At 65.0% G+C, this 25,310-nt stretch carries 23 protein-coding genes and 1 pseudogene; 15 read left to right on the top strand and 9 right to left on the bottom strand.

The genetic code is table 11. The annotated features are described in order from the left end of the window. Window positions 1–74 precede the first annotated feature (74 nt). Window positions 75–1,403 (bottom strand): annotated as a pseudogene (locus ACWGQ2_RS11760) (hemolysin family protein); the annotation flags it as partial. Window positions 1,404–1,896: 493 nt separating this feature from the next. Between ACWGQ2_RS11760 and ACWGQ2_RS11755 the strand changes: the two are divergent. Next, window positions 1,897–5,727 carry a multifunctional oxoglutarate decarboxylase/oxoglutarate dehydrogenase thiamine pyrophosphate-binding subunit/dihydrolipoyllysine-residue succinyltransferase subunit gene (locus tag ACWGQ2_RS11755; RefSeq protein ID WP_452017443.1) on the top strand — a complete coding sequence of 1,277 codons (3,831 nt, stop codon included), beginning with the start codon at window positions 1,897–1,899 and terminating at the stop codon, window positions 5,725–5,727. A gap of 90 nt (window positions 5,728–5,817) precedes the next feature. Then, entirely contained in the window at window positions 5,818–6,417 is a 600-nt protein-coding gene (locus ACWGQ2_RS11750) for a GDSL-type esterase/lipase family protein (RefSeq protein WP_452017441.1), read from the top strand. Between the two features lie 83 nt (window positions 6,418–6,500). Here the strand turns inward: ACWGQ2_RS11750 and ACWGQ2_RS11745 are convergent, their stop codons facing one another. Continuing rightward, window positions 6,501–7,466 carry a zinc-binding dehydrogenase gene (locus ACWGQ2_RS11745; protein ID WP_452017439.1) on the bottom strand — a complete coding sequence of 322 codons (966 nt, stop codon included), beginning with the start codon at window positions 7,464–7,466 and terminating at the stop codon, window positions 6,501–6,503. 145 nt (window positions 7,467–7,611) lie between these two features. Between ACWGQ2_RS11745 and ACWGQ2_RS11740 the strand changes: the two genes are divergently transcribed. Further along, on the top strand, window positions 7,612–7,686 hold the full coding sequence (locus ACWGQ2_RS11740) for a 50S ribosomal protein bL37 (protein WP_369299106.1): 75 nt from the start codon (window positions 7,612–7,614) through the stop codon (window positions 7,684–7,686). Between the two features lie 84 nt (window positions 7,687–7,770). Here the strand turns inward: ACWGQ2_RS11740 and rsrA are convergent, their stop codons facing one another. Continuing rightward, window positions 7,771–8,031 (bottom strand): mycothiol system anti-sigma-R factor, encoded by a 261-nt coding sequence (gene rsrA, locus ACWGQ2_RS11735; RefSeq protein ID WP_452017437.1) that lies wholly within the window; start codon window positions 8,029–8,031, stop codon window positions 7,771–7,773. Beyond that, on the bottom strand, window positions 8,028–8,711 hold the full coding sequence (locus tag ACWGQ2_RS11730; protein WP_452017435.1) for a sigma-70 family RNA polymerase sigma factor: 684 nt from the start codon (window positions 8,709–8,711) through the stop codon (window positions 8,028–8,030). Before ACWGQ2_RS11730 ends, rsrA begins: the two co-directional genes overlap by 4 nt. Before the next feature lie 349 nt (window positions 8,712–9,060). Here ACWGQ2_RS11730 and ACWGQ2_RS11725 point away from each other — a divergent pair, with 349 nt between their 5' ends. The 7 genes from ACWGQ2_RS11725 to ACWGQ2_RS11695 all read left to right on the top strand — a co-directional run bounded on the left by ACWGQ2_RS11725 (window position 9,061) and on the right by ACWGQ2_RS11695 (window position 16,215). After that, the gene (locus tag ACWGQ2_RS11725) at window positions 9,061–9,642 is read left to right on the top strand and encodes a DoxX family membrane protein (protein ID WP_452017433.1); all 582 of its coding nucleotides are present in this window, start codon (window positions 9,061–9,063) and stop codon (window positions 9,640–9,642) included. A 5-nt stretch (window positions 9,643–9,647) separates the two neighbouring features. Continuing rightward, a complete protein-coding gene (aroA, locus tag ACWGQ2_RS11720; RefSeq protein ID WP_452017431.1) occupies window positions 9,648–10,982 on the top strand; it encodes a 3-phosphoshikimate 1-carboxyvinyltransferase in 1,335 nt (444 codons plus the stop codon). Window positions 10,983–10,984: 2 nt separating this feature from the next. Then, window positions 10,985–12,103 (top strand): ribosome small subunit-dependent GTPase A, encoded by a 1,119-nt coding sequence (gene rsgA / locus ACWGQ2_RS11715; RefSeq protein WP_452017429.1) that lies wholly within the window; start codon window positions 10,985–10,987, stop codon window positions 12,101–12,103. Window positions 12,104–12,192: 89 nt separating this feature from the next. Continuing rightward, on the top strand, window positions 12,193–13,008 hold the full coding sequence (gene hisN, locus ACWGQ2_RS11710) for a histidinol-phosphatase (protein ID WP_452017428.1): 816 nt from the start codon (window positions 12,193–12,195) through the stop codon (window positions 13,006–13,008). Between the two features lies 1 nt (window position 13,009). Then, window positions 13,010–13,792 (top strand): class I SAM-dependent methyltransferase, encoded by a 783-nt coding sequence (locus ACWGQ2_RS11705; RefSeq protein WP_452017426.1) that lies wholly within the window; start codon window positions 13,010–13,012, stop codon window positions 13,790–13,792. Window positions 13,793–13,904: 112 nt separating this feature from the next. After that, entirely contained in the window at window positions 13,905–14,999 is a 1,095-nt protein-coding gene (locus ACWGQ2_RS11700) for a carboxylate-amine ligase (protein ID WP_452017424.1), read from the top strand. Between the two features lie 118 nt (window positions 15,000–15,117). After that, window positions 15,118–16,215, top strand: a complete 1,098-nt coding sequence (locus tag ACWGQ2_RS11695) for a carboxylate-amine ligase (protein ID WP_452017422.1) — start codon at window positions 15,118–15,120, stop codon at window positions 16,213–16,215. Between the two features lie 29 nt (window positions 16,216–16,244). On the opposite strand, the gene ACWGQ2_RS11690 is transcribed toward ACWGQ2_RS11695, so the two are convergent. Next, window positions 16,245–17,948, bottom strand: coding sequence for an alpha-glucosidase (locus ACWGQ2_RS11690; protein ID WP_452017420.1), 1,704 nt, complete (start codon window positions 17,946–17,948; stop codon window positions 16,245–16,247). 226 nt (window positions 17,949–18,174) lie between these two features. Between ACWGQ2_RS11690 and ACWGQ2_RS11685 the strand changes: the two genes are divergently transcribed. Then, the gene (locus ACWGQ2_RS11685) at window positions 18,175–18,672 is read left to right on the top strand and encodes a DUF1269 domain-containing protein (RefSeq protein WP_422400331.1); all 498 of its coding nucleotides are present in this window, start codon (window positions 18,175–18,177) and stop codon (window positions 18,670–18,672) included. An 84-nt stretch (window positions 18,673–18,756) separates the two neighbouring features. Then, complete coding sequence (locus ACWGQ2_RS11680) at window positions 18,757–19,131, top strand: hypothetical protein (RefSeq protein ID WP_422400332.1); 375 nt, start codon at window positions 18,757–18,759, stop codon at window positions 19,129–19,131. Between the two features lie 13 nt (window positions 19,132–19,144). Here the strand turns inward: ACWGQ2_RS11680 and ACWGQ2_RS11675 are convergent, their stop codons facing one another. After that, a complete protein-coding gene (locus ACWGQ2_RS11675; RefSeq protein WP_422400333.1) occupies window positions 19,145–19,840 on the bottom strand; it encodes a uracil-DNA glycosylase family protein in 696 nt (231 codons plus the stop codon). A gap of 364 nt (window positions 19,841–20,204) precedes the next feature. Here ACWGQ2_RS11675 and ACWGQ2_RS11670 point away from each other — a divergent pair, with 364 nt between their 5' ends. Genes ACWGQ2_RS11670 through ACWGQ2_RS11660 form a run of 3 tightly spaced genes read left to right on the top strand, consistent with a single transcriptional unit; the run spans window position 20,205 to window position 23,064 of the window. Continuing rightward, window positions 20,205–20,597 carry a DUF6507 family protein gene (locus ACWGQ2_RS11670; protein ID WP_452017417.1) on the top strand — a complete coding sequence of 131 codons (393 nt, stop codon included), beginning with the start codon at window positions 20,205–20,207 and terminating at the stop codon, window positions 20,595–20,597. Further along, a complete protein-coding gene (locus ACWGQ2_RS11665) occupies window positions 20,594–22,495 on the top strand; it encodes a hypothetical protein (protein ID WP_452017415.1) in 1,902 nt (633 codons plus the stop codon). The genes ACWGQ2_RS11670 and ACWGQ2_RS11665 overlap by 4 nt, the downstream gene beginning before the upstream one ends. Further along, a complete protein-coding gene (locus tag ACWGQ2_RS11660; protein ID WP_452017413.1) occupies window positions 22,492–23,064 on the top strand; it encodes a hypothetical protein in 573 nt (190 codons plus the stop codon). Before ACWGQ2_RS11665 ends, ACWGQ2_RS11660 begins: the two co-directional genes overlap by 4 nt. Before the next feature lie 233 nt (window positions 23,065–23,297). Here ACWGQ2_RS11660 and ACWGQ2_RS11655 read toward each other — a convergent pair whose 3' ends face one another. From ACWGQ2_RS11655 to ACWGQ2_RS11645, 3 genes are all read right to left on the bottom strand, one after another. Then, window positions 23,298–23,858, bottom strand: coding sequence for a DUF4352 domain-containing protein (locus ACWGQ2_RS11655; protein WP_452017411.1), 561 nt, complete (start codon window positions 23,856–23,858; stop codon window positions 23,298–23,300). A gap of 54 nt (window positions 23,859–23,912) precedes the next feature. Then, window positions 23,913–24,497: a hypothetical protein gene (locus ACWGQ2_RS11650; RefSeq protein WP_452017409.1), complete on the bottom strand. Its 585-nt coding sequence runs from the start codon at window positions 24,495–24,497 to the stop codon at window positions 23,913–23,915. A 77-nt stretch (window positions 24,498–24,574) separates the two neighbouring features. Next, window positions 24,575–25,084 (bottom strand): hypothetical protein, encoded by a 510-nt coding sequence (locus ACWGQ2_RS11645; RefSeq protein ID WP_452017407.1) that lies wholly within the window; start codon window positions 25,082–25,084, stop codon window positions 24,575–24,577. Window positions 25,085–25,310: the final 226 nt, after the last annotated feature.

The following is a 25,310-nucleotide window of genomic DNA, read 5'->3' as shown; positions in this document are numbered from 1 at the left end:
GCTCCGGGAACACCCGAACCGCCGGGTTCACCGGACACTCCCAGTGCAGCCGCGCGCTGCTGCCGGCCCGACGGCGTCGACTCAGCGGCAGTGTCAGACTCCGGATCGGGTTCACCGGGCACAAAGCAGACACGGTCAATCCGCCGGCCATCCATGCGTTCAACTTCCAGCATCCCGCCCGGAACCGGCACAGTATCGCCAACCTCTGCAATGCGGCCGAGCTCAGCCATGATGTAGCCGCCCACAGTCTCATATCCGGACTCGTCCGGTACGTGCAGTGAGGGAATCAGGTCCGAGACCTCATCCGGTCGCATGATGCCCGGGAAGTACCAGTACCCGGAGGCACTCTGCAGCACGCCGGGCTTGAGCTTGTCATGTTCGTCGGAAACCTCACCGACAATTTCCTCCACCAGATCCTCCAGCGTGGCCACGCCGGCGGTGCCGCCGTATTCGTCGAGCACGACGGCGAGCTGCAGGTTCGCGCTGCGCAGCTCCGAGAGGAGCGAATCCAGATGTACGGTCTCCGGCACCCTCAGGATGTCACTCATGATGGCGGCCGCCGGAAGCTCAGACCGCTTCCGGCGCGGAACAGCAACAGCCTTCTTCACATGCACCACTCCGCGGATGTCATCCGGGGAATCGCCCAGCACGGGAAAACGTGAGTAGCCGGTTCGGCGGGCTGCTTCGATGACGTCCGAAACAGGCTGCTCGGCGTCGATCGTCTCTAGCCGGATCCGCGGAGTCATGACGTCGGCTGCGGTCCGTTCCGAGAAGGAGAGCGTCCGGGCCAGGAAGTTGGCGGTGCCGGCATCCAGGGTTCCCATCTCCGCCGAGCGGCGGACCATGGATGAAAGCTCCGCAGGGGTTCGGGCTCCGGAGACCTCTTCCTTGGCTTCCAGGCCAAAGAGGTTCAGCACCTTGTTGGAAAAGCCGTTGAGCAGCAGGATGGCCGGCTTGAACACAAACGTGAACGCCAGCTGCGGACGCGCCAGCACCCGCCCTACTTTAAAGGGCAGGGCAATGGACATGTTCTTTGGGATCAGTTCCCCAAGCAGCATCGAGAGCAGGGTGGCCAGCACCATGGCCGCTACCACTGATACCGAAAGCGACGCCGCGGGAGGCAGTCCCAGCGCAGCCAGCGGACCCTGCAGCAGCCGGCCCACCGATGGTTCCATCACGTAACCGGTCAGCAGGGTGGTCAGCGTGATGCCGAGCTGGCAGCTGGAGAGCTGAGTGGAGAGGGTTGTCAGGCACCGGAGCAGCGGCTCCGCGCGGGTATCTCCGTCTTCCACCGCGCGGCGCACGGTGGGCTGGTCCAAGGCGACCAGGGAGAATTCAACGGCCACGAAAAAGCCGGTGCCGCAGATAAGCAGCAGCCCGGCCAGAAGGAAAAGCCACTCCATCTCAGGAACCAGCCTCCGTGCTTAGACACGGGCGCGGGGTTCCCCGGGAGCCTGTTGGCGGATTACCGCCGGAAGGAGGGGGTTCGGCTGAAGCCGAACTGGAAGGCTCCGATGACGCAGCCGGAGAGTGCGGGGATCTTATGCGGGCGTTGCCGGCTCTGTGCGTCCGTGGCGGTGTTACCGCAGTGGATGCAGGCCGGCGCCTAGAGTTGCTGTCCATAGACCTTTCAGTTTACAGCTTTGGCCGCGGCGCACCAGATCAAATTCCGCAGGGCACCACTGTGCCCAATCTCGCGCTCAAAGCTGAGCAAAGTGTGTCGCATCCCACAGGCAGACACCCCTGAGATTGGCCACTTCCATCGATCTGTAACTAGACTTGCAACCAAGTCTCGGTCACTGCGCACCGGGCCGCACCAGCAAGTCTTGAGGCGGAAGCGCTCAGATCATGGTGCCATCAGGGCAAACGGCAACTCATGGAAGAGGCGTATATCTAGTGCCAGACCAACCCAACCACCGCCTGCCGGAGGAATTCGGCGGGAACGAATGGCTTGTCGACGAATTGTACGAGCAGTACCTCAAAGACAAGAATTCTGTCGACAAGAAGTGGTGGAGCATTTTCGACTCCTTTAAAGCAGAGGATGCCAAGTCCTCCGCCGGCAACTCAGCCTCCGGCAACGGTTCGACCCCTCCGAGCGAACTCGGCGCCAATCCGGCCACTCGCCAGCTGCCCGTTGTGAACACCGAGGCCCAGGCCCCGAAGGCCTCCGCCGAATCCCCCGCAGCAACCCAGCAGTCAGGAAAGCCCCCCGTGGCCAAGGAAGCAGCATCCCCCAAGGATGAGCCGAAGTCCGCTGCTGCCGCTGCGAAGCCGGAAGCAAAGCAGGAAACCAAGTCTGCGCCCATCCCGGCCCAGCTGCCCAAGACCAAGCCCAGCACGGAGACCGAAGAAGATACCGTTACGGTGCTGCGCGGTCCGGCCAAGGCTATCGCCACAAACATGGACCTCAGCCTGAGCGTACCCACGGCCACCACCGTGCGTGCGGTGCCGGCCAAGCTGCTGATCGACAACCGCATTGTCATCAACAGCCACCTGGAACGTGCACGCGGCGGCAAGGTTTCCTTCACCCACCTGCTCGGCTACGCCATCATCCGCGCCGCCGCTCAGTTCCCTTCCCAGAACGTGTACTACGACGAGGTGGACGGCAAGCCCGTTGCAGTCCAGCCCGCACACATCAATTTCGGCCTGGCCATCGACATGCCCAAGCCGGACGGAACCCGCCTGCTGGTAGTGCCGAACATCAAGAAGGCTGAGACCCTTAACTTCTCCGAGTTCTGGCACGCCTACGAAGACCTGGTCAAGCGCACCCGCGCCGGCAAGCTCACTGCCGATGACTACAAGGGCACCACCATCTCCCTGACCAACCCGGGCGGCATCGGAACGGTTCACTCCGTACCCCGCCTCTCCAAGGGCCAGGCCTGCATCATCGGCGCAGGTGCCCTTGAGTACCCGGCAGAGTTCCAGGGCGCGAATGAGAAGATCCTCGCCCGCAACGCCATCTCCAAGATCATCACCCTCACCTCCACCTATGACCACCGTGTCATCCAGGGTGCCGGCAGCGGCGAGTTCCTGCGCATCATCCACCAGCTGCTGCTGGGTGAGCAGAACTTCTACGACGACATCTTCGAATCGCTGCGCATCCCGTACGAGCCGGTTCGCTGGAGCCCGGACATCCAGGTCAACCCGGACGAGCAGATCAACAAGGTTGCCCGCATCCAGCAGCTGATCCACGCTTACCGCGTGCGCGGCCACCTGATGGCGGACACCAACCCGCTGGAGTACGTCCAGCGACGCCATGCGGACCTCGACGTCCTGAACCACGGCCTCACCCTGTGGGACCTGGACCGCGAGTGGCCCACAGGCGGCTTCGGCGGCAAGCCGATGCTCAAACTGCGCAAGATCCTTGGCGTGCTCCGCGATGCCTACTGCCGTACCGCGGGCATCGAGTACATGCACATCCAGGATCCGGAGGAACGCTCCTGGTTCCAGAACCGCCTGGAGGCTCCGTACAGCAAGCCTTCCCGCGAAGAGCAGCTGCGCATCCTTAGCAAGCTCAACGCCGCAGAGGCATTCGAGACCTTCCTGCAGACGAAGTTCGTCGGCCAGAAGCGCTTCTCGCTGGAAGGCGGCGAGTCCCTGATTCCGCTGCTTGACGCCATCATTTCCGGTGCCGCGGACGAAGGCATGGAAGAGGTAGGCATTGGAATGGCCCACCGCGGCCGCCTGAACGTGCTCACCAACATCGCCGGCAAGACCTATGCCCAGGTCTTCCGCGAATTCGAAGGCACCCAGGATCCGCGCTCCGTGCAGGGTTCGGGCGACGTGAAGTACCACCTCGGCACCGAGGGCACCTTCACCTCTGACAACGGCAACCAGACCAAGGTCTACCTTGCCGCTAACCCGTCCCACCTCGAGGCCGGCGACTCCGTCCTCGAAGGCATTGTCCGTGCCAAGCAGGACCGGCTGGACCGCGGCGACGAGTTCCCCGTGCTGCCGATCCTCATCCACGGCGACGCGGCCTTTGCCGGCCAGGGCGTGGTGGCGGAAACGCTGAACCTCTCCCAGCTGCGCGGCTACCGTACCGGCGGCACGATCCACGTCATCGTGAACAACCAGGTTGGCTTCACCACCGCACCGACGTCTTCGCGTTCCTCCGTGTACGCAACCGACGTCGCCAAGATGGTCCAGGCTCCGATCTTCCACGTGAACGGCGATGACCCCGAGCAGGTTGTCCGGATGGCCCAGCTGGCTTTCGACTACCGCCAGCGGTTCAACAAGGACGTCGTCATCGACATGGTCTGCTACCGCCGCCGCGGCCACAACGAGGGCGACGACCCCTCGATGACGCAGCCGATGATGTACTCCCTTATTGAGGCCAAGCGTTCGGTGCGTAAGCTCTACACCGAGTCGCTGATCGGCCGCGGCGACATTAGCCAGGAAGAAGCTGAGCAGGCACTTCGCGATTACCAGAGCCGCCTTGAGCGGGTCTTCGCGGAAACGCATGCCGCCCAGACTTCCCCGATCCCGGTCATCACCAAGGATTCCGAGGCTGTCTCCGACCTGGAGCGTCCCGCCGCGCAGCAGGAGGGCTCCACCATTGTGGCGCCGGCCAGCACCGCGATTTCCGCTGACACCCTTGCCCGGATCGGCAAGGCACACGTGACCATTCCCGAAGGCTTCACGGTCCACCCGAAGCTGAAGTCCCTGCTGGAAAAGCGCGAGCAGATGTCCCGGGAAGGCAACATCGACTGGGGCTTCGCTGAGATTGCGGCCTTCGGTTCGCTGCTTATGGAAGGTGTTCCCGTCCGGCTTGCCGGTCAGGACTCCCGCCGCGGCACGTTCACGCAGCGCCACGCTGTCTTCCACGACCGCGCCACCGGCGCAGAGTGGACCCCGCTGAGCGATCTGGATCCCAACCAGGCCAAGCTGTGGATCTACGACTCGCTGCTGTCCGAATTCGCTGCCCTCGGCTTCGAATACGGGTACTCCGTAGAGCGTCCCGATGCACTGGTTCTGTGGGAGGCGCAGTTCGGCGACTTCGTCAACGGCGCCCAGACCATCATTGACGAGTTCATCTCTTCTGCCGAGCAGAAGTGGGGCCAGCGCTCCTCGCTGGTCATGATGCTGCCGCACGGCTACGAAGGCCAGGGCCCGGACCACTCATCGGCCCGGATCGAACGCTTCCTGCAGCTGTGTGCCGAAGACAACATGATCGTGGCCAACCCCACGACCGGCGCCTCGCACTTCCACCTGCTGCGCCGCCAGGCGTACAGCCGGCCGCGCAAGCCGCTGGTGATCTTCACCCCGAAGCAGCTGCTGCGCCTGAAGGCAGCCGCCACTTCGGTGGATGACTTCACCCAGGGTTCGTTCCAGCCGGTCATCGCCGAGCATGCTGAACTGGACGGCAACGCCGTGGACAAGGTGCTGCTGGTCTCCGGCCGCCTGTACTACGACCTGCTGGCCAACCGCCAGAAGGCGGGCGATGAGAAGACCGCGATCATCCGCGTCGAGCAGCTCTACCCGCTGCCCTACAAGGAGATCCAGGACGCCGTTGCCAAGTACCCGAACGCGGAGCTCATCTGGGCACAGGACGAGCCGGCCAACCAGGGTCCGTGGCCGTTCATCGGCCTGAACCTGCCGCCGGAACTGGACCGCCCGCTGCGGCTGGTCTCGCGTCCTGCGTCGGCTTCCACCGCCACCGGCTCGGCCAAGCGCCACGCCGTTGAGCAGGACATCCTGGTCAAGAAGGCGTTCGAACGCCGCTAATAGGTTAGGTTTGGGTGGGGCACCGGGTGGTGCCCCACCCGGCTTTTAACCCACCCTTCATCTGGACACACGCAACTGAAAAGGGAACTCGTGGAACAACGCAGAATCAGGCTCGCTGCGGTCGGTGACGAACTGCTCGCCGGTCATGGCGATCCCCGTGCCCTGGGCTGGCTTGGACGCGTGCTGGCCCGTACCACGCCGGACAACGCAAACCTTGAGGCCTACAGCCTCGCCGCCCCCGGCGAGGGCACGGAAGCCCTGGCCAACCGCTGGCTCATGGAGGCCGGCCGAAGGTTCGATGAGACGTGCGAGAACAGGCTGGTGATCGGCCTTTCCGACCGTGACCTCGACCTGGATCTTTCCACGGCCCGCAGCCGGCTGAACCTGGCCAACATCCTGGACGGCGCCGCCCAGATGAGCATCAAGGTCCTGGTCGTCGGCCCGCCGCCCGGGCTCGACGCCGAACGCAACCGCAGGCTCGCGGATCTCTCGGCTGCCTTCGGAGATGTCACAACGCGCCGCAAGCACGTTTACGTGGACACGCTGACCCCGCTGCTGAACCATGAGCAGTGGCGTACTGACCTCGCATCAAACGGAGGAACTCCGGGTCAGGCCGGGTACGGCCTGATTGCCTGGCTGGTCCTGCACCGCGGCTGGTTCCGCTGGCTGGACCTGCCGGACATGAACTAGTACCCCGCCGCATGGAAAAGGCGTCCGCTGAGGCGGACGCCTTTTCCATGCCCGGGTGAGTGCCGGGAAGGCCAGCGGGCAGGTCAGTGCCGGAAGACGATCTTTCCGGTGGCCGCGCCGTCGTGCATCCGGCGGAAGCCCTTGGGCGCGTCTTCCAGGCCCAGCACCGAATCGATTTCCGGACGTACGCCGGTGGCCAGCAGGAACTGGACCAGGCGCTGCAGCTCGGCGTGGGTGCCCATGGTGGAACCAAGGACCTTCAGCTGCAGGAAGAAGATCCGGTTCAGGTCCGCCGGAGGATTCGGACCGGAGGTTGCTCCGCAGGTGACCAGCGCGCCCCCGGGCTTCAGAGCCTTCAGGGAATGGCTCCAGGTCGCTTCGCCCACCGAATCGAAGACCGTGTCCACGCGCTCTGGCAGCCGGGCTCCGGATTCAAAGACCGCCTCAGCACCCAGCCGCCGCGCGTCCTCGAGCTTGGCCGGGCTGCGTCCGGCAACCCACACCCGGAACCCGGCAGCGGAAGCCAGGGCCACCAGGGCCGTGGATACCCCTCCCCCGGCGCCCTGGACCAGCACGGTGGACCCTGGTGCCGCCGGTGAAACCGTAAAGAGCATGCGGTAGGCGGTCAGCCACGCCGTCGGCAGGCAGGCGGCTTCCTCGAAGCTCAGCTGGGCCGGTTTGGGCACCAGGTTCCGCTCCGGGACCCAGACCTCGTCCGCCATGGTGCCCGGGTAGCGCTCGGAAAGCAGGGTCCGGCGCGGGTCAAGCGTCTCGTCGCCGTCCCAGCCCGGGGTGGAAATCACCGAGTACACAATCACGTCGTTGCCGTCGTCGTCCACTCCAGCGGCATCGCAGCCCAGGATCATCGGCAGCCGGTCCGCTGGCAGGCCGGTGCCCTGCAGCGACCACAGGTCATGCCGGTTCAGGGCCGACGCCTTGACACGCACACGCCGGAACCCCGGCTCCGGTTCCCGGCTGGGAAGTTCACCTACCACGAGGCCGCTGAGCGGGTCCTCCTGGGACTGGGACTGGGCGTACACGGCTCGCATCCTGAACTCCTTTTCTCGCTTGGTTGATTCATCCTAGGCGAAGCCCTCCCGCGGCTGTGCAGGCACCGCGTCTGCATTTATGCCAACGGGCGCAGTGTGTGGGAGACTGAAGGGCAGAACTTGAAAGCGAAAGAAGGAGGCAGCCATGAGCAAGCGAGCACGCAAGCGTCGTGACCGTAAGCGCGGCGGCGCAAACCACGGCAAGCGTCCCAACACTTAAGTCGGACGTCTGGCCGGATTTTCCGCGCTAACGAAAGAAAACCCCCGAAGCCTTCCGGCAGCGGGGGTTTTCCTTTTGGGCAGGCTAGTGGTCCACCGACTGGATCTGGCTGATCCTGGCAAGGATATTCGCCTTCAGCGTCTGCGGTGCCTCTTCGGTGCAGGAGCGCTTCACGACGGAGCGGATGACGCATTCAAGGTCGTGTTCCTCCGCGCATTCCGGGCAGCCGTCGAGGTGCTCTTTGATTTCAACCAGGTCTTCATGCGAGAGCGCACCGTCAAGGTATTCATACAGCCGTTCGATGCGTGCGTCATCGCAATCACCCAGGCTTTGGCAATCGCTCATAGTGTCTTCCCCTGATTCTCGGTTTCCGCCGCTCCGGCGGCAGCCTTCTGTGCCTTGCCCTTAATGCCGCGCTCATAGGCGTACTCGGCCAGCAGCTCGCGGAGCATCTTGCGCCCGCGGTGCAGCCGGGACATCACGGTGCCGATCGGCGTGTTCATGATTTCTGAGATTTCCTTGTACGCGAAACCCTCGACGTCGGAGAAGTAGACCGCCAGGCGGAACTCCTCCGGGATGGCCTGCAGCGCACTCTTAACGTCGGAATCCGGCAGGTGGTCCAGGGCTTCAGCTTCAGCCGAACGCAGGCCGGAGGAACTGTGCTCAGCCGCGCGGGCCAGCTGCCAGTCCTCCACACCGTCTGAGTTCGCCTGCAGCGGCTCGCGCTGCCGCTTCCGGTACAGATTGATGTAGGTGTTGGTCAGGATCCGGTACAGCCACGCCTTCAGGTTGGTTCCCGGCTTGTACTGGTGAAACGCCGAGAAGGCCTTGGTGTAGGCCTCCTGTACCAGGTCCTCAGCGTCCGCCGGGTTGCGGGCCATGCGCATGGCAGCCGAATAGAGCTGGTCCACGTACTGCATGGCATCGCGCTCGAAGCGCAGTTTGCGGGCCTCTTCCGGTTCAGTAGCGACGTCGAGGCCCGGATCTTCCACCTGTGGGCTGCCTTCCGGCACATCAGTTCTCATTAATTCCAAGTGTAAGGGGCGCGTTCGCACCAGCAACCCGGGCACGGCCCCCTGTGCTGTGTTCCGTTCCTGTACCAGCGAACCTGCCATCCGTCGCCTCCGACTCCGCTCTCGACTCCCGGCGGCGTACGCACCGGACCTGCCGGTGCAGGACCGACATCAGCCATAACGGCCGCCCGCCTGCGGATATTCCTGAGCGCGGCCCTCGCCGGTGATAATCCCGCCGAGGTGTATAAGGGGGCCAAAGGTGCCAGACTAGGGGGTATCCGTTGCATACGGCATGTCCCGCCAGGCACAGCCGTATCATCTTTGAACGCACGCCGGTCCGGCGTAACCCAGGAGGCCACGCATGAGCATTGTCCGAACCCTAGCCCGCCCGCTCCTCGCCGCCGGTTTTGTGGCAGCGGGTGTGGAGCGGCTGCGCAACGCCGAGCAGACCGCCCAGCAGCTCACCCCCACCCTTAACCGGCTGGGCTCGGCTGTGCCGTCCGCTGCCGGGCTTGCAGAGAACCCGGCCGCCGTCGCCCGGGTTCTGGGCGCCACCCAGCTTGGTGCTGCGGCCATGCTTGGCCTGGGCAAGTTCTCCCGCCTCGCCGGGCTTGTCCTGGCAGCGACCGCCGGTGTGAACACACTGGTGGAGTACCGCAACGGAGATGCCACCACGGCAGAGGGCCGCAAGGCACGCCGCACCCAGCTGCTGAAGAACATGTCCCTGATCGGCGGGGTGCTCCTGGCTGCTGTGGACACCAACGGCCGTCCCGGACTGGCATGGCGGGCCGAGCACCTGGTTTCGGACACGCAGCGCAGCGTGCGGGCCATGGGCAAGGACGCCGGCCGCCGTTCCCGCAAAGTGACCAAGCAGACCCGTAAGCAGCTGGCCAAGGCAGAACGCGCCGTCCGCAGCACCGCATCAGATATCGCAGGTTCCTAAGCACCATGACTGAAACATCCGTGCCTGTCACAGAAGGCTGGCCGGCCCCCGCCCCTGGCCGCCCCGTTACCGGGGTGGTCAGGGTCCCAGGCTCCAAATCGCTCACCAACCGCTACCTTGTACTGGCCGCACTGGCCGACGGGCCTTCCCGACTCCGCGCTCCCCTGCACTCACGGGACTCCGCACTGATGGTCACCGCGCTGCGGTCCCTCGGCGCGAAGATCACCGAAGCTCCCGGCAGCGGACCATTTGGTCCGGACCTGCTGGTTGAGCCGCTTCCCGCTGAAGCTTCGGGCGACACTGAGGTTGACTGCGGCCTGGCCGGCACGGTGATGCGTTTTGTGCCGCCGCTGGCCGCACTGCGTACCGGCACCGCAGCGTTCGACGGCGATCCCCACGCCCGCCAGCGCCCCATGGGTGCAACTATCGAGGCCCTGCGCGGCCTGGGCATTGAGGTGGACGACGGCGGACGCGGCGCCCTGCCCTTCAGCGTCACCGGACGCGGCACTGTGCCCGGCGGACGGCTGGAGATCGACGCCGGAGCATCCTCCCAGTTCGTCTCCGCGCTGCTTCTGGCCGGCGCGCGCTTCACCAACGGACTGCACCTGATCCACACCGGGCAGACCGTTCCCAGCCTGGACCACATCGCCATGACCGTTCAGGTGCTGCGCTCCTGCGGCGTGGACGTGGATGACTCCGTGCCCAACGAGTGGCAGGTCGCCCCGGGCCCCGTCAAGGCTTTCGACGTGGACATCGAGCCCGACCTTTCCAACGCCGGACCGTTCCTGGCGGCCGCCGTTGCCACCGGCGGCAGAGTAAGCATTCCCGGTTGGCCGGCTCAGACCACCCAGGTGGGCGACAAGTGGCGCAGCATCCTTCCGCAGATGGGTGCCACCGCCGAACTGGCCGACGGCGTGCTGACGGTGACCGGCACCGGAGAGATCCGCGGCGGAACCTTCGCGGACACCAGTGAACTGGCCCCCACCGTCGCCGCCCTCTGCGCACTGGCGGAATCGCCGTCGGTCCTTACCGGCATTGCCCATCTGCGCGGACACGAAACCGACCGGCTGGCAGCGCTCAGAACTGAAATCAACTCCCTGGGCGGGAACGTCACTGAAACAGCTGACGGCCTGTCCATCCAGCCCGCACCGCTGCACGGCGGGATCTTCGGCACCTATGCGGACCACCGCATGGCCACCGCCGGAGCGATCCTGGGACTCGTGGTCCCCGGCGTCGCCGTGGAGGACATCGCAGCCACATCCAAGACCATGCCCGAATTCGCGCAGCTTTGGACGGCGCTGGTGGCCGGAACCGGGCCGACGGCGGCGCGGGAGGAGTAGCCGTGGCACGAGGCACCTCAGGCTGGGACGAATCAGACGTCCGCATCCGCCCCAACAAAAAGGGCTCGCGGCCCCGTACCAAGGATCGTCCGGCACACGAAGACGCGGTCACCGGGCGCATCATCACCGTTGACCGCGGCCGCTACACCGCAATCGTGGACGAAGACACCCCGCAGGAACGAATCGTCACCGCGGCCCGGGCCCGGGAACTGCGGCGCACCCCGGTGGTCGCCGGAGACCTGGTGGGACTGGTCGGCGACGTCAGCGGCTCCCCGGACAGCCTCGCCCGGCTGGTCAAGGTCAACGAGCGGGCCACGCTGCTCCGCCGCTCTGCGGATGACACTGATCCGGTGGAACGCGTCGTCGTGGCCAACGCGGACCAGCTGGTGATCGTGGTCGCCGCCGCCAATCCGGAGCCGCGCACGGGGTTCATCGATCGTGCCCTGGTGGCAGCGTACGATGCCGGCATCTCCCCCCTGCTCTGCATCACCAAGGCAGACCTGAAGGACCCGGCCGAGCTGCTGGCCAACTACGAGCATCTGGACCTGGACGTCCTCATCAGCCGCACCGCCCAGGCTGAAGACGCCGGGATCGATTCTGAATCCGACGACGGCCTGTCCGCCCGGCTGGCCGGCGGCGCCGTCTCAGCCCTGCACGAGCACCTGCTGGGCAAGGTGAGCGTCCTGGTGGGCCACTCCGGCGTCGGGAAGTCCACGCTGGTGAACGCACTGACCGGCTCCCGCCGCGCAACCGGCGGAGTCAACGCCGTGACCGGCCGCGGCCGGCACACCTCCTCGTCGGCACTCGCGCTGAAGGTCCAGGACGCCCCGGCGGGCAGCTGGATCATCGATACTCCCGGCATCCGCTCCTTCGGTCTCGCGCACGTGGATCCGGACCGAATCCTCAGCGCCTTCCCCGATCTGGAACCGGGCACCGAAGCCTGCGAACGCGGCTGCCGCCATGACGACGACGCCGTGAACTGCGGCCTTGACGCCTGGGTTGAGTCAGGCAGTGCCGGCGCTGCCGGTCCCGCCCGGCTGGCCTCCCTGCGCCGGCTCCTCGGATCCGGGGGCCTGCGGACCGAGAACCGCGCCCAGGCCAAAGAACTGGGCACCCAGTAGGCACATCCTGGAGACCTCTTCCAGGCAGGCACACGCCGCGCGCCCGCGTAAACGTGGGCAGTGCAGCGGCAATAGCGATAAGTTGAAGTATGCCGTTCGTTCAGAACTACAACGATGATCTGCGTCTCGCCCATGTAATGGCCGACTCCGTGGACGACCAGACCATGTCCAGGTTCAAGGCCCAGGACCTCCGCATCGAGACCAAGCCGGACCTGACACCTGTCACGGACGCAGACAAGGCAGCCGAAGACGCCATCCGCGGCCAGCTCTCCCGGGCCCGACCGCGTGACGCCGTCCTGGGCGAGGAATTCGGTTCAACCGGCTCCGGGCCACGGCGCTGGATCATCGATCCGATCGACGGCACCAAGAACTTTGTGCGCGGGGTGCCCGTGTGGGCCACGCTCATCGCGCTGGTGGACGACGGCGTTCCGGTAGTCGGCGTCGTCAGCGCTCCGGCGCTGGGCAAACGCTGGTGGGCTGCCACGGGCACCGGTGCCTACATGGGACGTTCCCTGGCCTCGGCAACGCGGCTGCGGGTCTCGGATGTCTCCAATCTCAGCGACGCGTCGCTGTCCTACTCCAGCCTCACCGGCTGGAAGCAGCGCGGGAACCTGGACGAGTTCCTGGGCCTGACTGAATCCGTGTGGCGGACCCGTGCCTACGGCGACTTCTGGTCCTACTGCATGGTGGCTGAGGGCGCGGTGGACATCGCCTGCGAACCGGAGCTCAACCTCTACGACATGGCTGCGCTGGTTCCGATCGTGACCGAAGCCGGCGGCCGCTTCACCTCGCTCGAGGGTGAAGACGGACCCTTCGGCGGCAACGCCCTGGCCACCAACGGCATGCTGCACAACGAAGTACTGCAGCGCCTCAACCCCGACCTCGACGACCTCTTCCAGGACTGATTTGGCTTCCCGCGGACCCAAGCTAGACGGTCTGCGCCGCCGGCAGCTCGGCGGCAGCTACCGCACCGGTGCCGAACACTATGACCGGATCCGGCCCGGCTACCCGGCTGAAGCGGTGGACTGGCTCTTTGACGTCCCTTCGCTCGCCGGACGGCCGGCATCTGCCGTCGCCGTTGCGGACGTCGGTGCCGGAACGGGAAAGTACACGGCTGCCCTCGCCTCCGCGGGCTTCCGGGTCCACGCCGTTGACCCCTCAGCGGACATGCTGGCCCAGCTCTCCCGGTCCCTGCCGGGAGTTCCGGCCACCGAGGGCACGGCCGAGCACACGGGTCTTCCGGACGCATCCTTCGACGCAGTCACCGTGGCGCAGGCCTGGCACTGGTGCGACCCTGCAGCTTCCGCCGCGGAATTCGACCGGATCCTCGCTCCGGGAGGATTCGCCGGGCTGGTCTGGAACCAGCTGGATGTCAGTGTGCCCTGGGTGCACCGGTTTTCCCGGATCATCCACGCCGGCGACGTCCTGCGGCCGGGGTTCCGGCCCGACCTGGGGCCGCAGCTGAAGCTGCAGGAATTCCACACCACCTCCTGGTCTGTGGCCATGACCCCGGAAGACCTGGCGGAACTTGCACAGTCGCGCGCCTATTACCTGTCCGCGTCCGAAACCACCCGAGCCAAGGTCCTGGCCAACCTCTCCTGGTATCTCTACGAGCATCTGGGACACGCTCCGGGAGAAGAGCTGCGCCTTCCCTACCTGACGCTCACCTGGCGTGCAGTCCGGCCCTGAGATCCCTGGCACGGATACTTCCTCCTGACCCCTCCCGGCAGCGGAGAAACCTGCCCTAAACTGAGCCGACGGGAAGGCATCTCCCGGATCCTTCGGCGACCAGGGGGAACGCATGGCGACGTTCGGCATCGAGGAAGAGTTCCTGCTGGTCGACCCGGCCACAGGGCTTCCCACTCCCCGCGCAGCGGAGATGTCCCAGGCCCTCGCCGCCGCACCTGCCGTCCCGCCCCCGGGCATACCAGCACCGTCCGGCCAGGCTGAGTTCCTCGCCTGCCAGCTGGAGACCTCAACCGTCGTCTGCGAGACGGTAGAGGAAGCAGCGGCATCCCTGCTCACCGCCCGCTCCGCGGTAGCGGCGGCTGCTGCAGCCGCGGGAATTGGCGTCGTGGTTTCCGGGGCCGCGCCGCGCATTCCGGACAGTCCTGCCGAAATCACCGGAAGCGGCCGGTACCAGGCCATGGGCGCACTCACCGGGGCTGTCGCGGAGGAGCACTACCTCAACGGCACCCATGTCCATGTAGCGGTTCCCGACCGGGAAACCGGCATAGCTGCGCTGAACAAACTCCGGCCCTGGCTCTCAACCCTCGCCGCGCTGGGTGCCAACTCCCCCTTCTGGCGCGGCCGGGACACCAGCTTCGCCAGCTGGCGGCTGATCCACTACCGCCGCTGGTCCGTGCAGGGGTGCCCGCCGGAGTTTGCCGATGCGGCGGACTATGACCGCAGGCTTGCCCGGCTGCTCGACTCTGATGCCGTACTGGATGCCGGACACATCGGCTGGGCGGCCAGGCTCTCCCAGCGGTACCCCACCGTGGAGGTGCGGGTTGGTGACGCACAGCTGGAGGCCGCCGATTCCGTGCTGCTCGCGGCTCTGGTCCGCGGCCTGGTACTGACCGCCGCGGCGCCGGGATCCGTCCCCGAACCTGAACTGCTCGACGCCGGATTGTGGCAGGCAGCCCGGTACGGACTGGGCGGACGGCTGATGGGGATCCTGGGCGATTCAGCCGCTGCCGCTGACCAGGTGGGAGCCCTGCTGGAGCACATCCGGCCGTCGCTGGAGGACAGCGGAGACCTGGACTATGTCCTTGCCGGAGTGCAGCGGATGCTCGTTTCCGGGACGGGAGCCGAACGCCAGCGCGCCGCCTACACCGCCGGCGGCTGGGAGGGCCTCGCCGGCGTTTACCAGTCGGCACTGACCGCCGGAGCATAGCTTCGCAACAAAACCTCAGCCTGCTTCTCATTTGGCTTCGGGGCACCCTTCGGCCCTAGTCTTTTTGAGGAAGTGCTGCGGGTGGATGCCTGCGGCCGGAAAAGATGTGGAGGGATGCATGGCGACACTGGGCATCGAGGAAGAGTACCTGCTGCTGGACCCGGTCTCCGGGCTCCCGGTACACAAGGCGGAGGAGGTGGCAGGCTACCTGCATCACTCCCCGCGGGTGACCGAGGGGGAGATCCAGCGTGAACTGCTCAGCTGCCAGATTGAAACCGCCACACCGGTCTCAGCCACCCTGACGGAGGCAGAGGAATACCTGTTGAACTTCCGCGGACAGCTTGAGACAGCGGCCCGCAAGGCAGCGGTGGTGGCCTCCGGAACGGCCTCCGCGCCGTTCATTGAAGACCACTACCCGGAGCTGACGAACAAAGAACGCTACCGCCAGCTGCGCGACAGCGCTCCGGGAATCGTCGGGGACCAGTTCGTGAACGGGCTCCACGTCCACGTTTCGATTCCGGACCGTGAAGCCGGGGTCCAGGCGCTGAACCGGATCAGGGAGTGGCTTCCGGCCATTGTGGCCCTGAGCTGCAACTCGCCCTACTGGCTGGGCAGGGACAGCGGTTTTGGCAGCTGGCGCGTGGTCCACTACCGCCGCTGGCCGGTGCAGGGCTGCCCTCCCACCTTCCGGGACGCCGCGGACTATGAACGCCGGGTGCAGCAGCTGGTGTCCACCGGAGCGATCCTCGACCGGGGTGTGCTCACCTGGATGGCCCGGCTGTCGGATTCATATCCCACGCTGGAAGTACGCGCCGGTGATGCACAGCTCCGGGCCCGCGACTCCGTTCTGATCGCAGCCCTGGTCCGCGGGCTGGTGAGCACCGCAGTTGAGGAAGCCGGCCGCGGAACCGGCCGTCCGGTGCCCGAATCCGAGCTGCTCGACGCTGCCATGTGGCAGGCCGCACGCGAAGGACTGACCGGCAAGCTCGTGGATCCAGTGAGTGCGGAGCTGGTCCCGGCCCGGGACCGGATCCAGGCTTTGCTGGATTTCACTGCCGAAGCGCTCGACGCCGAGAACGACGCCGAGTGGGTACGCGCCGGGCTGGACGACGTCTGGGATTCCGGCACCGGATCGGAACGCCAGCGCCGTGCCATGGACTCCGGCGGAACGGCCGGGCTGCTTGAGCTCTACGGGTCCACATTAGCCGGCGAGTAGCGGCTGGGAGCAAAAGCAGTGCGCAGTCTCTAGGGAAGTCCGCTGATGTCCATCACGCGGGCTTCCCAGGGCCCCAGTATTCTCGTCTGCCGGCCGGACTCGTAATTGCTCAGAATCAGCTCGCCTCCCTGCAGGTCATTCGGAATATTCTGCTCCGCGCCGGAGAGGTTTCCCATGACACCCAGGCGCATCTCCCCCAGGCTGCGGCTGAATGCGAAGAGCGCCGGATGGTTGCCGTGGAGCAGCTGGAAGTCGCCTGTTGCGATCACCGGCAGCTCATGGCGGAGGCGGATTAGCTGCTGGTAATAGCGGAAGATGGACTTCGATGACGCCCGGTCCTGCTCAACGCTGATCTCGGTGTGCCGGGGGTTGATTCCAATCCAGGGCGTTCCGTCCGTGAACCCCGCACCCGGTCCCGGTGTCCACTGCATGGGGGTCCTGGCATTGTCCCGGCTGACCTTCCCCAGGATTTCAAGGGTCGTCTTGGGATCAATTCCGCGGGCCGTCGAATCCGCATAGTAGTTCAGCGATTCGACGTCCCGATACTGGTCGATCCGCGTAAAACCGGCGTTGGTCATGCCGATTTCCTCGCCCTGATAAATGAACGGCGTTCCGCGCTGCATATGCAGCAGGGTCGCCCACAGAGTGGCTGACTCGTAGCGGAAGACGCCGTCGTTCCCGTACCGGGACACATGGCGTGGCTGGTCGTGGTTGCTCAGGTACAGGCTGTTCCAGCCCCGCTCGGCCAAACCGTGCTGCCAGCGGTTCCAGCTGGTCTTCAGGTCCCGCAGGTTTACCGGACGACGGTCCCATTTGCCGCCCGGTCCGTGGTCCAGGTTCACGTGTTCGAACTGGAACAGCATGTCCAGCTCATTCCGGTAGGGATCGGTGAAGAGCCGTGCTTCCTCAACGGTTGCTCCGGTGGTTTCCCCAACAACCAGATAGTCCCCGCTGCGATGTGCAAACACCGCACGCATCATCTCCTGCACAAACTCATGCACCCGGGGGCCCGAGGTGTAGAAGGGAGCACCGTCGCCCCACACGCCGCCAAACTGGATCATGCTGTCAGGGAAGCGCTGATCCTTGGATATGTAGTTCACGGCGTCCATCCGGAAACCGTCAATTCCCCTGTCCATCCACCAGTTCATCATCGTGTAGACCCGGTTCCGGACCCGGGTACTAGCCCAGTTCAAATCAGGTTGGTGGCGCGAAAAGATATGCAGGTAGTACTGCTGTGTGGGCTCATGCCACGTCCACGCTGAGCCGCCAAAAAGGGATCCCCAGTTGTTGGGTTCCGCACCGGGCTCGCCGCCGCGGAACCCGTGGCGCGGATCACGCCAGTAGTAGGAGTCCCGGGAAATACTCTCGCGGGAGGAGACGGACCGTTGAAAAGCATCGTGGTCAGTGGAGGTGTGGTTGATGACCAGGTCCATGATCATCTTCATGCCGCGGGCATGAACCTCGGAGAGCAGCTCGTCGAATTCATCCTCTGTGCCGAACAACGCATCAACTTTCCAGTAGTTGCTGATGTCGTAGCCGTTGTCCCGCTGCGGGGACTCGTGGATTGGGGAAAGCCAGAGAACGTCAACCCCGAGTTCCTGCAGGTAATCCAGCCGCCTGATGATGCCGGTCAGGTCACCGATGCCGTCGCCCGTGGTGTCCTGAAAACTGCGCGGATAGATCTGGTAGACCACCGCGTTGGTCCACCATGCCGGGCGGGAAAGGTCCCTCATTCAGGCTCCTGGGTTGGCGGTCCGGGCGTGCCGCAGAACTGAGTCTACGACCGCACAACCCTGCGGGACAGAGACAGCGGGAAGACTTGGGCGGCAGCGGGCTTCCCGGGCCCTGTTCCCTTGCCGCGGGCGGCCGGCGCTGGCTAGCGTGGCACCTACTCTAACCGTCCGTGTGCCCGGCACACGCCGGATAGTGCCTGGATCCCAACTGTTTGGAGCATCTGCCATGGCAACACTTACCGTATGGAAATTCCCCGACGCGGACGCAGCTGAAAGGGCAACGCAAACCCTGGCCAGCCTTGAGTCCCAGAGCCTCATCACCGTGCAGGACGAGGCCATTGTCACCTGGCCCCAGGACAAGAAAAAGCCCCGGACCATCCAGGAGCACAACATGGTTGGCGCCGGCGCCCTGGGAGGAGGTTTCTGGGGCCTGCTGTTTGGGCTGATCTTCTTCATCCCGCTGATTGGTGCAGCTGTCGGAGCTGCTATCGGTGCCCTGACCGGCTCCATGGTGGACGTCGGCATCGACGACAATTTCATCAAGCAGGTCCGCCAGGAAGTCACTCCGGGCACCTCGGCCCTGTTTGTGCTCTCCTCCGATGCTGTGGAGGACAGGGTCCTTGATGCCTTCAAGGATGGCTTCCCGGGTGCGACGCTGATCGCCACCAACCTCTCCAAGGACCAGGAAGCGAATCTGCGGCAGGCCTTCGCCGAGGCAGACTAGGTTCCGGCAGCTAAGGGCTGCGAAACCTGCGGCAGGGCACGACGGCGGCAAATCGCCGTCGTGCCCTGCCGTATCGTTGAAGTGATGATTACTCGACGCCAGGCAGCCCAGTACCTTGATATTCCGCTCGAAATGGCCGCCAAGCACGGCATCCCGGCGCGGCTGGAACAGGCCGAGCTCAACGAGCTCGACGCCAATCCTCCGGCCTGGCTGGCACAGTCGCGCGCCAACCGCACTGGCAAGCGGCCCGTCTGGGTACAGCTGGAATGCGCGGTGTGCGGTTTCCGCGAAACGGCCCGTCCGAAGAAGTGGTGGCCGGAGTTTACTTTTGTGGCCTGTGACGACCACAGCGGCCGGGAACTGCCGGCAGTTCCTGAAGGCAGCGTCCGCAGTGAATATGAGGGTGTTGGCTCCCGCTTCACCGGAATCGTCGATGTTCCGGTGAGCGGGTCGAACTAGCTTTCGAGCTTTTCTAGCGGCCGGTCGCAGCCAGACCGGTGCGGGCCATCGCGTCCTTGTAGACGATCCGCATTTCGGCCAGCGATTCCTGCTGGCGTTCCTCTGTGGCGCCGAACGAACGGCCTTCGGCAGAGCGTGCCTTGTAGACCTTGAAACTGCGGCGGTAGATCATCCTGTTTTCAGTCTTCAGGAATGCTGCTGCCAGCCGCTGTGCCTCGGTGCCGTGGGCAACGATGACCGATGCCCGGGGAACCAGTGCCAGGAAGCGCAGCAGCGGCTTCAGGCCCTCGGCAACTTCTTCCTTGGTGAGCTTGGTGTGCGGCTCTCCCGGGGTGTACCAGGGGTGGACGTTCCACGGCATGACGTATTTGGGCTGCAGGCCCACCTGCCAGTGAACGCCGAGGAGGCGGGTGACGGCTTCGTCACTGCCGGCGGTGATGAAGCCCGACGGGTGAGCTGGGCCGTTGTTTGAGAACAGGCTCACGATCCGGGCTTCGTCCACGTCATGCTGCGGATCGATATAGGGAACTTCGCTGCCGGGTTTGAGTCCGGCGAGGGTGTCGCACAGCTGGTTTACTTCAGCGACATTGGGTTCGTAGCGGCGGTCGAACAGGGACAGCGCGCTTGAATCTGCGGATGATTCTGCGGGGGTTTCCGCGGGGGAATCTTCGTGGGCGTCTGCGGACGTTTCTGCGGGGGCGGACTGCATGGGGGTGGCGCTTCTCCTACGGTATTGCGTGTCTTCCCGCCGCGGGGCGTGGGGCACAGTGCAGCTGCTCCGGCCTGGCGGCACCTGCGAAGGCGCAGGGCAGAGCGGAGCAGCAGGTCAGTGGTGGGTGCGGTGGAAAGGGGCGCCTCCGCGCCGGAAGCCGGACACTGCTGTGGGCAGTGCGGCGGGCGAAGGGCTTCTTCCAAGCTTACCAAGGGCTGGCCGGGACCGGTGCCAAATATGGTCCGCTGCAGCCCCGCCGCGGGGTCTTCCTGCGTTCCCGCTCCCGGCCCAAGGCCCTGACATGGGTAGTTCTGCCCATCGACTTCGGCAGGGAAAGGATCCAGACTCTCCGGTAACGAAGATGTCCATCATCTCCAGGGGGAACATGCAGTACGAGATCCAGCCGGGTGTCATCCATGCGGCCATCGTGGATATCGCTGCGGACGGCCAGGCTCTGCTCGACGCCGGCAGGGATGCCGGGAGCAGCGCTGACCAGCTCGCCGGAAGCTTTGGTTCCGCGGCAACGGTCGCCGGGGCATTTTCCACGTTCTGGGATTCGCGCCGGGATGTCGCACAGAACGTCGCCAGCCTGGTCTTCCGCAAGACCTCTGCCTTGGCAGAGGCCACCGCGGCTTTTGTGGACGCTGACGGCCAGATGAGCGCTGCTGCCGAGTCGGCGCTGGCGATGCTGCCCACAACCTACTCCCCTGCCTCCCCGCCGCGGACGGGCCGGCTCCGGTTCATGGAGGAATGATGGCAGGCGCCGCGCTCCCGGACATCAGCGGGAACTTCTCGGACCTGGAAGCCGCCGCCGAGGACCTGCGGGTGCGGGCTGGAGTGGCTGAGAGCTACCTGACCGACGCCGCGGCCGCGTGGAAGAGGGTGATTCCGGCGTACCAGGAACCGGCAACCCAGGACCTGGTGCACACGGCAATGGATTCGCTGGCCGCTCCCATGGCCGGCTGGCGGTCGGCCCTCGTTGCCGCTGCCGGCATCATCCAGGACTTCGCTGCGGCCGCGGGCTATCTTCGCGCCGAGTGCCGGACACTCGAGGCTGAACGGCCCGCGGCCGCTCCTGCTGAAGACGATCCCTCTGCCCAGCGCGCCCTCGATGAATTCAACTCGCGCGCGGGTGACCTCACCCAGCGGTGGAACACCCTCCAGCAGGAGACAGCCGCCCGGCTCGCCTCCGTCTCCGGTGGCACCGGAGAGGGGTTGCCCATTCACGCCCGGGCCGGCGGACCCGTGCTCCCGAAGGTGGACTGGGCTGCCCTGACCGTCACCCTCGATGATCGACTGGGTGCCGTAACCCCCGGTCAGCTGCTGGAGTCACTCCGGGGGCTGGACAAGGCCGAGCTGAAGGCCTGGACCGAAGCCAATCCGGAGGCCGCCGCTTTGCTGGCCGCCAACACGCCAATGGGGCCGTTCTCCCCCGGAAGCCCGGAAGCAGCCATGTCCGCCGTGATGAATGACAGCCTGTCCCAAGCGGGAATCGCCGCAATCCGCGGTGCCTGGCTGGAACTCCCGGCAGCAGACCAGGAGAAGCTCCTGCTCCTCTACCCCGCCGTATTCGGAGCGCTCAACGGCGTGCCGTTTGCGTCCCGGGCGCACGCCAACACCATCACGGTGGCCGGCTACCGGCACACCGTAAAGCAGGAGCTGGATGCTTTGAAGAAACCGCTGCTCTCCAACTACGGGCATACAGAGGCAGCTGTAATCCTCTGGCAGCGTGATTACGAAGCGTGGGAAGCTGAACACGGCCGGCTGGCTGGCGAACTCAAGGGACTGGACTACTTGATCAGCGCCGACGCACAGGTAGTCATGGTCAGCACCGAAGGAGACGGACGGATCGTCACCATGAAGGGCACGCCCTCCGCGGAGGTGACGACGTCGGCTGTCCTGGTGCCGGGGACTGAAGCCGCCTTGGGCAGCGTGGAAAGCTACACGGACCGGCTGAACGCCGTGGACGGGGACGCCGGGCCGGAAAAACTCTCCTTCTACTGGCAGGGATCGGACCTGCCGGACGAACTTCACCACAACCTCACCAGCTCTTATAACGAGGAGGGAGGTCCGCTGCTGGCAGCCTTCGACCATGCGCTGGATCTTGAAGTTCCCCCTGACACCCGCAGCACCTATATCGGCTACAGCGCCGGCGGCTCGCTGCTGGGCACCGGCGAACGTTTGGGCCTGGATGCCACGAACATCGTTTACGTGGCGACCGCCGGAACCGGCTACGAAGTATCGAGTCCTCAGGACACCGCCAACCCGGACGCCAACCGTTATTGGATCCAGACCCGTGATGACCCGATCACGGTAGCGCAGGTGGCCGGCGGCGGGTTCCACAGCGGGTCGTTCTGGAGCGGCGGAGATCCCAAAACTCAAATGGGCGCCGTGCGCCTGGAGTCCGGGTTCCTGGACCAGGCCCGGACGGATGCGCTGATGAAGGGACACACGGACTACTTCGTCGAGCGGTCAACGTCTGCGGCAAACATCGAGGCTGTGATCGATGGAGGTGAGGTGAGGTTGTACGTTGAAGAGGTATTCCACTACGGATTCGGCTACTCCTACTGGGAAAGCCCGCTGGAAGACCGCCCGGAAGATTACACGATCAGAAAGTGGCCGACTGTGAGCACCGAGAGTCTCGAAAAATGAACCTGCGTCCAGCCGCTGCAATCTCCGCAGCAATCGTCCTGACCGCATCCCTGGGAGGCTGTGCCATGAACACCGAAGGAACACCTGATCCTGCCGGAGAGACATCACCGGATTATCTGTCCCGGTTTGAGCAGGTCTTTCCCGCCCTGGTGGAACAGGCCGACGCCGGACTCCTTATCGAGGACCTGCGGGAGCAGTCCTGCCTGCGTCCTGAGATCGAGGACCAGCATCTGGAGACCAGGTGGCTTGGCATCGCTGCCAACTCGGTGCCCGACAGCGACACAGCCAACGCCGCACTGGACCGTGTAGGAGCATGGCTGGACGCTGAGGGATGGGAACTCCAGGATGAGATCACCTCTCCGCCTAAGGAACGCGGCGACATCCGGGTCCTGGTGTATTCCCAGGACGATGTGATTCTCACTGCCACATACAGGGAAAGCGGACGCCCGTGGGTGGAAGTACTGGCCACCTCTCCTTGTCGGGAAAACCCGCCGGAACATCAGATGCAGCGCTCCGAGCTGGACCCGGATTACGGCATCTCCAGCCAGTACTACCAGGACGGCGCGTAAATCCCCACCCGGTTAGGACTGCTTCTGCTGCCGCCACACCTTCCAGCCCTGCGCTATGAAGACGCTGTGTGGGGTCTGCGAGCCGCGTAGTTCGCGTGCACCTTCCCACCTGTTCGACCATGGCCATGAGCTTCTGGTCTGCTGAGGGTTTGGACGGCATTTCGCCCAAGGTCTGACATTGCTGGGGTTCTCCTGCCCCCAGCAGCAGGAGAACCCTCAACTTATTGCGTTTCTCAGCCGCCAACCTGGATCCGCGCGGCTTCCTGCAGCAGAGGATCGGTGATCACCACTGTCGCCGGGCCCGGAGCGATGTCGAATACGACCGTGCCGCGGGACTTGTCTCCCATTTGAACCTCTCCGCTGGCCAGCTGGTTATCGGCAAACATGTAGTACTCCCCTGCCCGGCCTTCGGCATCCTTTGCGTTGAAGTACAGCGGGTGAGACGAGGTGACTCCGGCTTCGGTTTCCCAGAGCACGTCAAGAACGAGGAACCCACCGTTCTGCGCCGCCGGGGCGAAGGACTGGGTGCTGGCCGTGTCGCTGTACTCAGCGGAGACCACAGTAATGCGGGCTGTGTTCCCATTGCCCATGTCGGCGGTGAAGGGAATGCCCACCGAAGGTGCAGCCGGTGCCTCCGGCGCCGGGGTCTCCACGGTCTCGGGAGCGGTCGCTGCAGGCTGTCCAGCCTCTGTTCCGCTGCCGCCGGTTTCAGCGGAGCAGGCCGACATGGTCAGCCCCAGGATCAGCGCTGCGGAGGCGGCGAGCGCCGGCTTGCGGATGTGATTAATGTTCATCGTTCTTCCTAACTGTTGTTGATTGTTTTCCGATTGCTCTTTGCGCCGGGAGCGTTACTGCTTCTCCCACGTACCGCAGCGGGCCGTGTTGAAGTCCTGGCCTTCTGCCAGCGTGACCACCGGGCGTCCACCACCCGGGATGTCGTTTTCGAGGATGTCCGCACCGTTGGAACCGCTGCGCAGCACGGCCCAGTAGCACCGGGATCCGACCTCACCGGAGGATCTGTACGTGCCTGGAGTGATGTCGCGCCCAACCGTCCACGTGCCGTCGGAAACCGTGTTCGCCGCTTTCTCTTCCTCGGCTCCCGTAACCGCCTCTTCGCGTGCTTTGACCGCTTCCTCACGCTTCACCAGCTCCAGTCCCTGGGCGATTTGTGCCTCTTCCTTCTCGGCGACAGCGTCCTCGCGGCTGCTCATCCCGGCCGATAGACGTACGTACCGCGCGTCGAGATCTTGGTAGTCCCCAATCGCCTCTTCCAGTTCGGCGGCCAGGACTTTGTATTCTTCGCTGGCTGTCGGATCGGTGAGGAGGACACCGGACACGGCTCCCGTGCCAACAAGGAGCACCACGGCTGCGGTACGTCCCAGCCAACGACGCTTGCGTTTCGGCTCTGGAAGCTCCTCTTCCAGCAATGGCATCTCTGCAGGGGTCCCGGAGGATTGCTCCGGTTCCCGAGTAGGCGCTTTCCTGACGCCGGGCGGCCAATGAGCATTCGTCACTTCGCCTCCACGACTTCGATGACGACGTTCATTCCGCTGTCCGGGTGATAGCCCCACGTAGCGGAGAATTCACCCCACTGCGCTTCCTGCCGGCCGTCCAGGGCCCGGGTGTTTCCCATCCGGCTGCTGACGCTGTCCGGCATCCCCAGCTCATCCAGCACACAGACGACGTCCGAATAGGAGGCTCCGGATGATTCCTCGCCCTCGGTGTCCATGGAGAGGCTCTGGCCCTCGTCGCCCAGCTCGATCCAGATTTCATCCTCGACTCCGCACTCAGCCACGGCCTGGCTCAGCGCCTGTGACTGGGTGCCCAGATCGATCTGCGCTATTCCGATGCCCAGGATCAGTCCTTCGGCCAGCCCAGCCCCCGCCCAGAGAAAGGGCGTCTTCTTGCCGGGTGTCTTGAGGAACGGATTATCGGTGCCCTCAGAATCACCAGGACCCTGCGGCGCTGCTGCAGGGGCATCAGTGCCGGGCCCCGGCTGGTTGCTGGTTTCTTGCGTCATGGTTGTTCCTTCGTGACAGGGAGCGGGAGAAAGAGGCGGACCCGCGGCTGCTCCCCCCAACCGTTAGCAACCGCGGATCCCGGGTTCAGCTCGCCGGCCGTTCCCGTTCCATCAACCTAAGCCGCGCCACCCTGATCTCGAGCCAAGAGTGCTGATAACCCCTCTTATCAGGATTCTGCTTCGTATCGATTGACTAGCCCCTAAGCTGGTAACCACAGGACTAATC

The organism is Arthrobacter sp. NPDC055585 (assembly GCF_053619115.1).
This window is presented reverse-complemented; position numbering and strand designations above follow the sequence as displayed.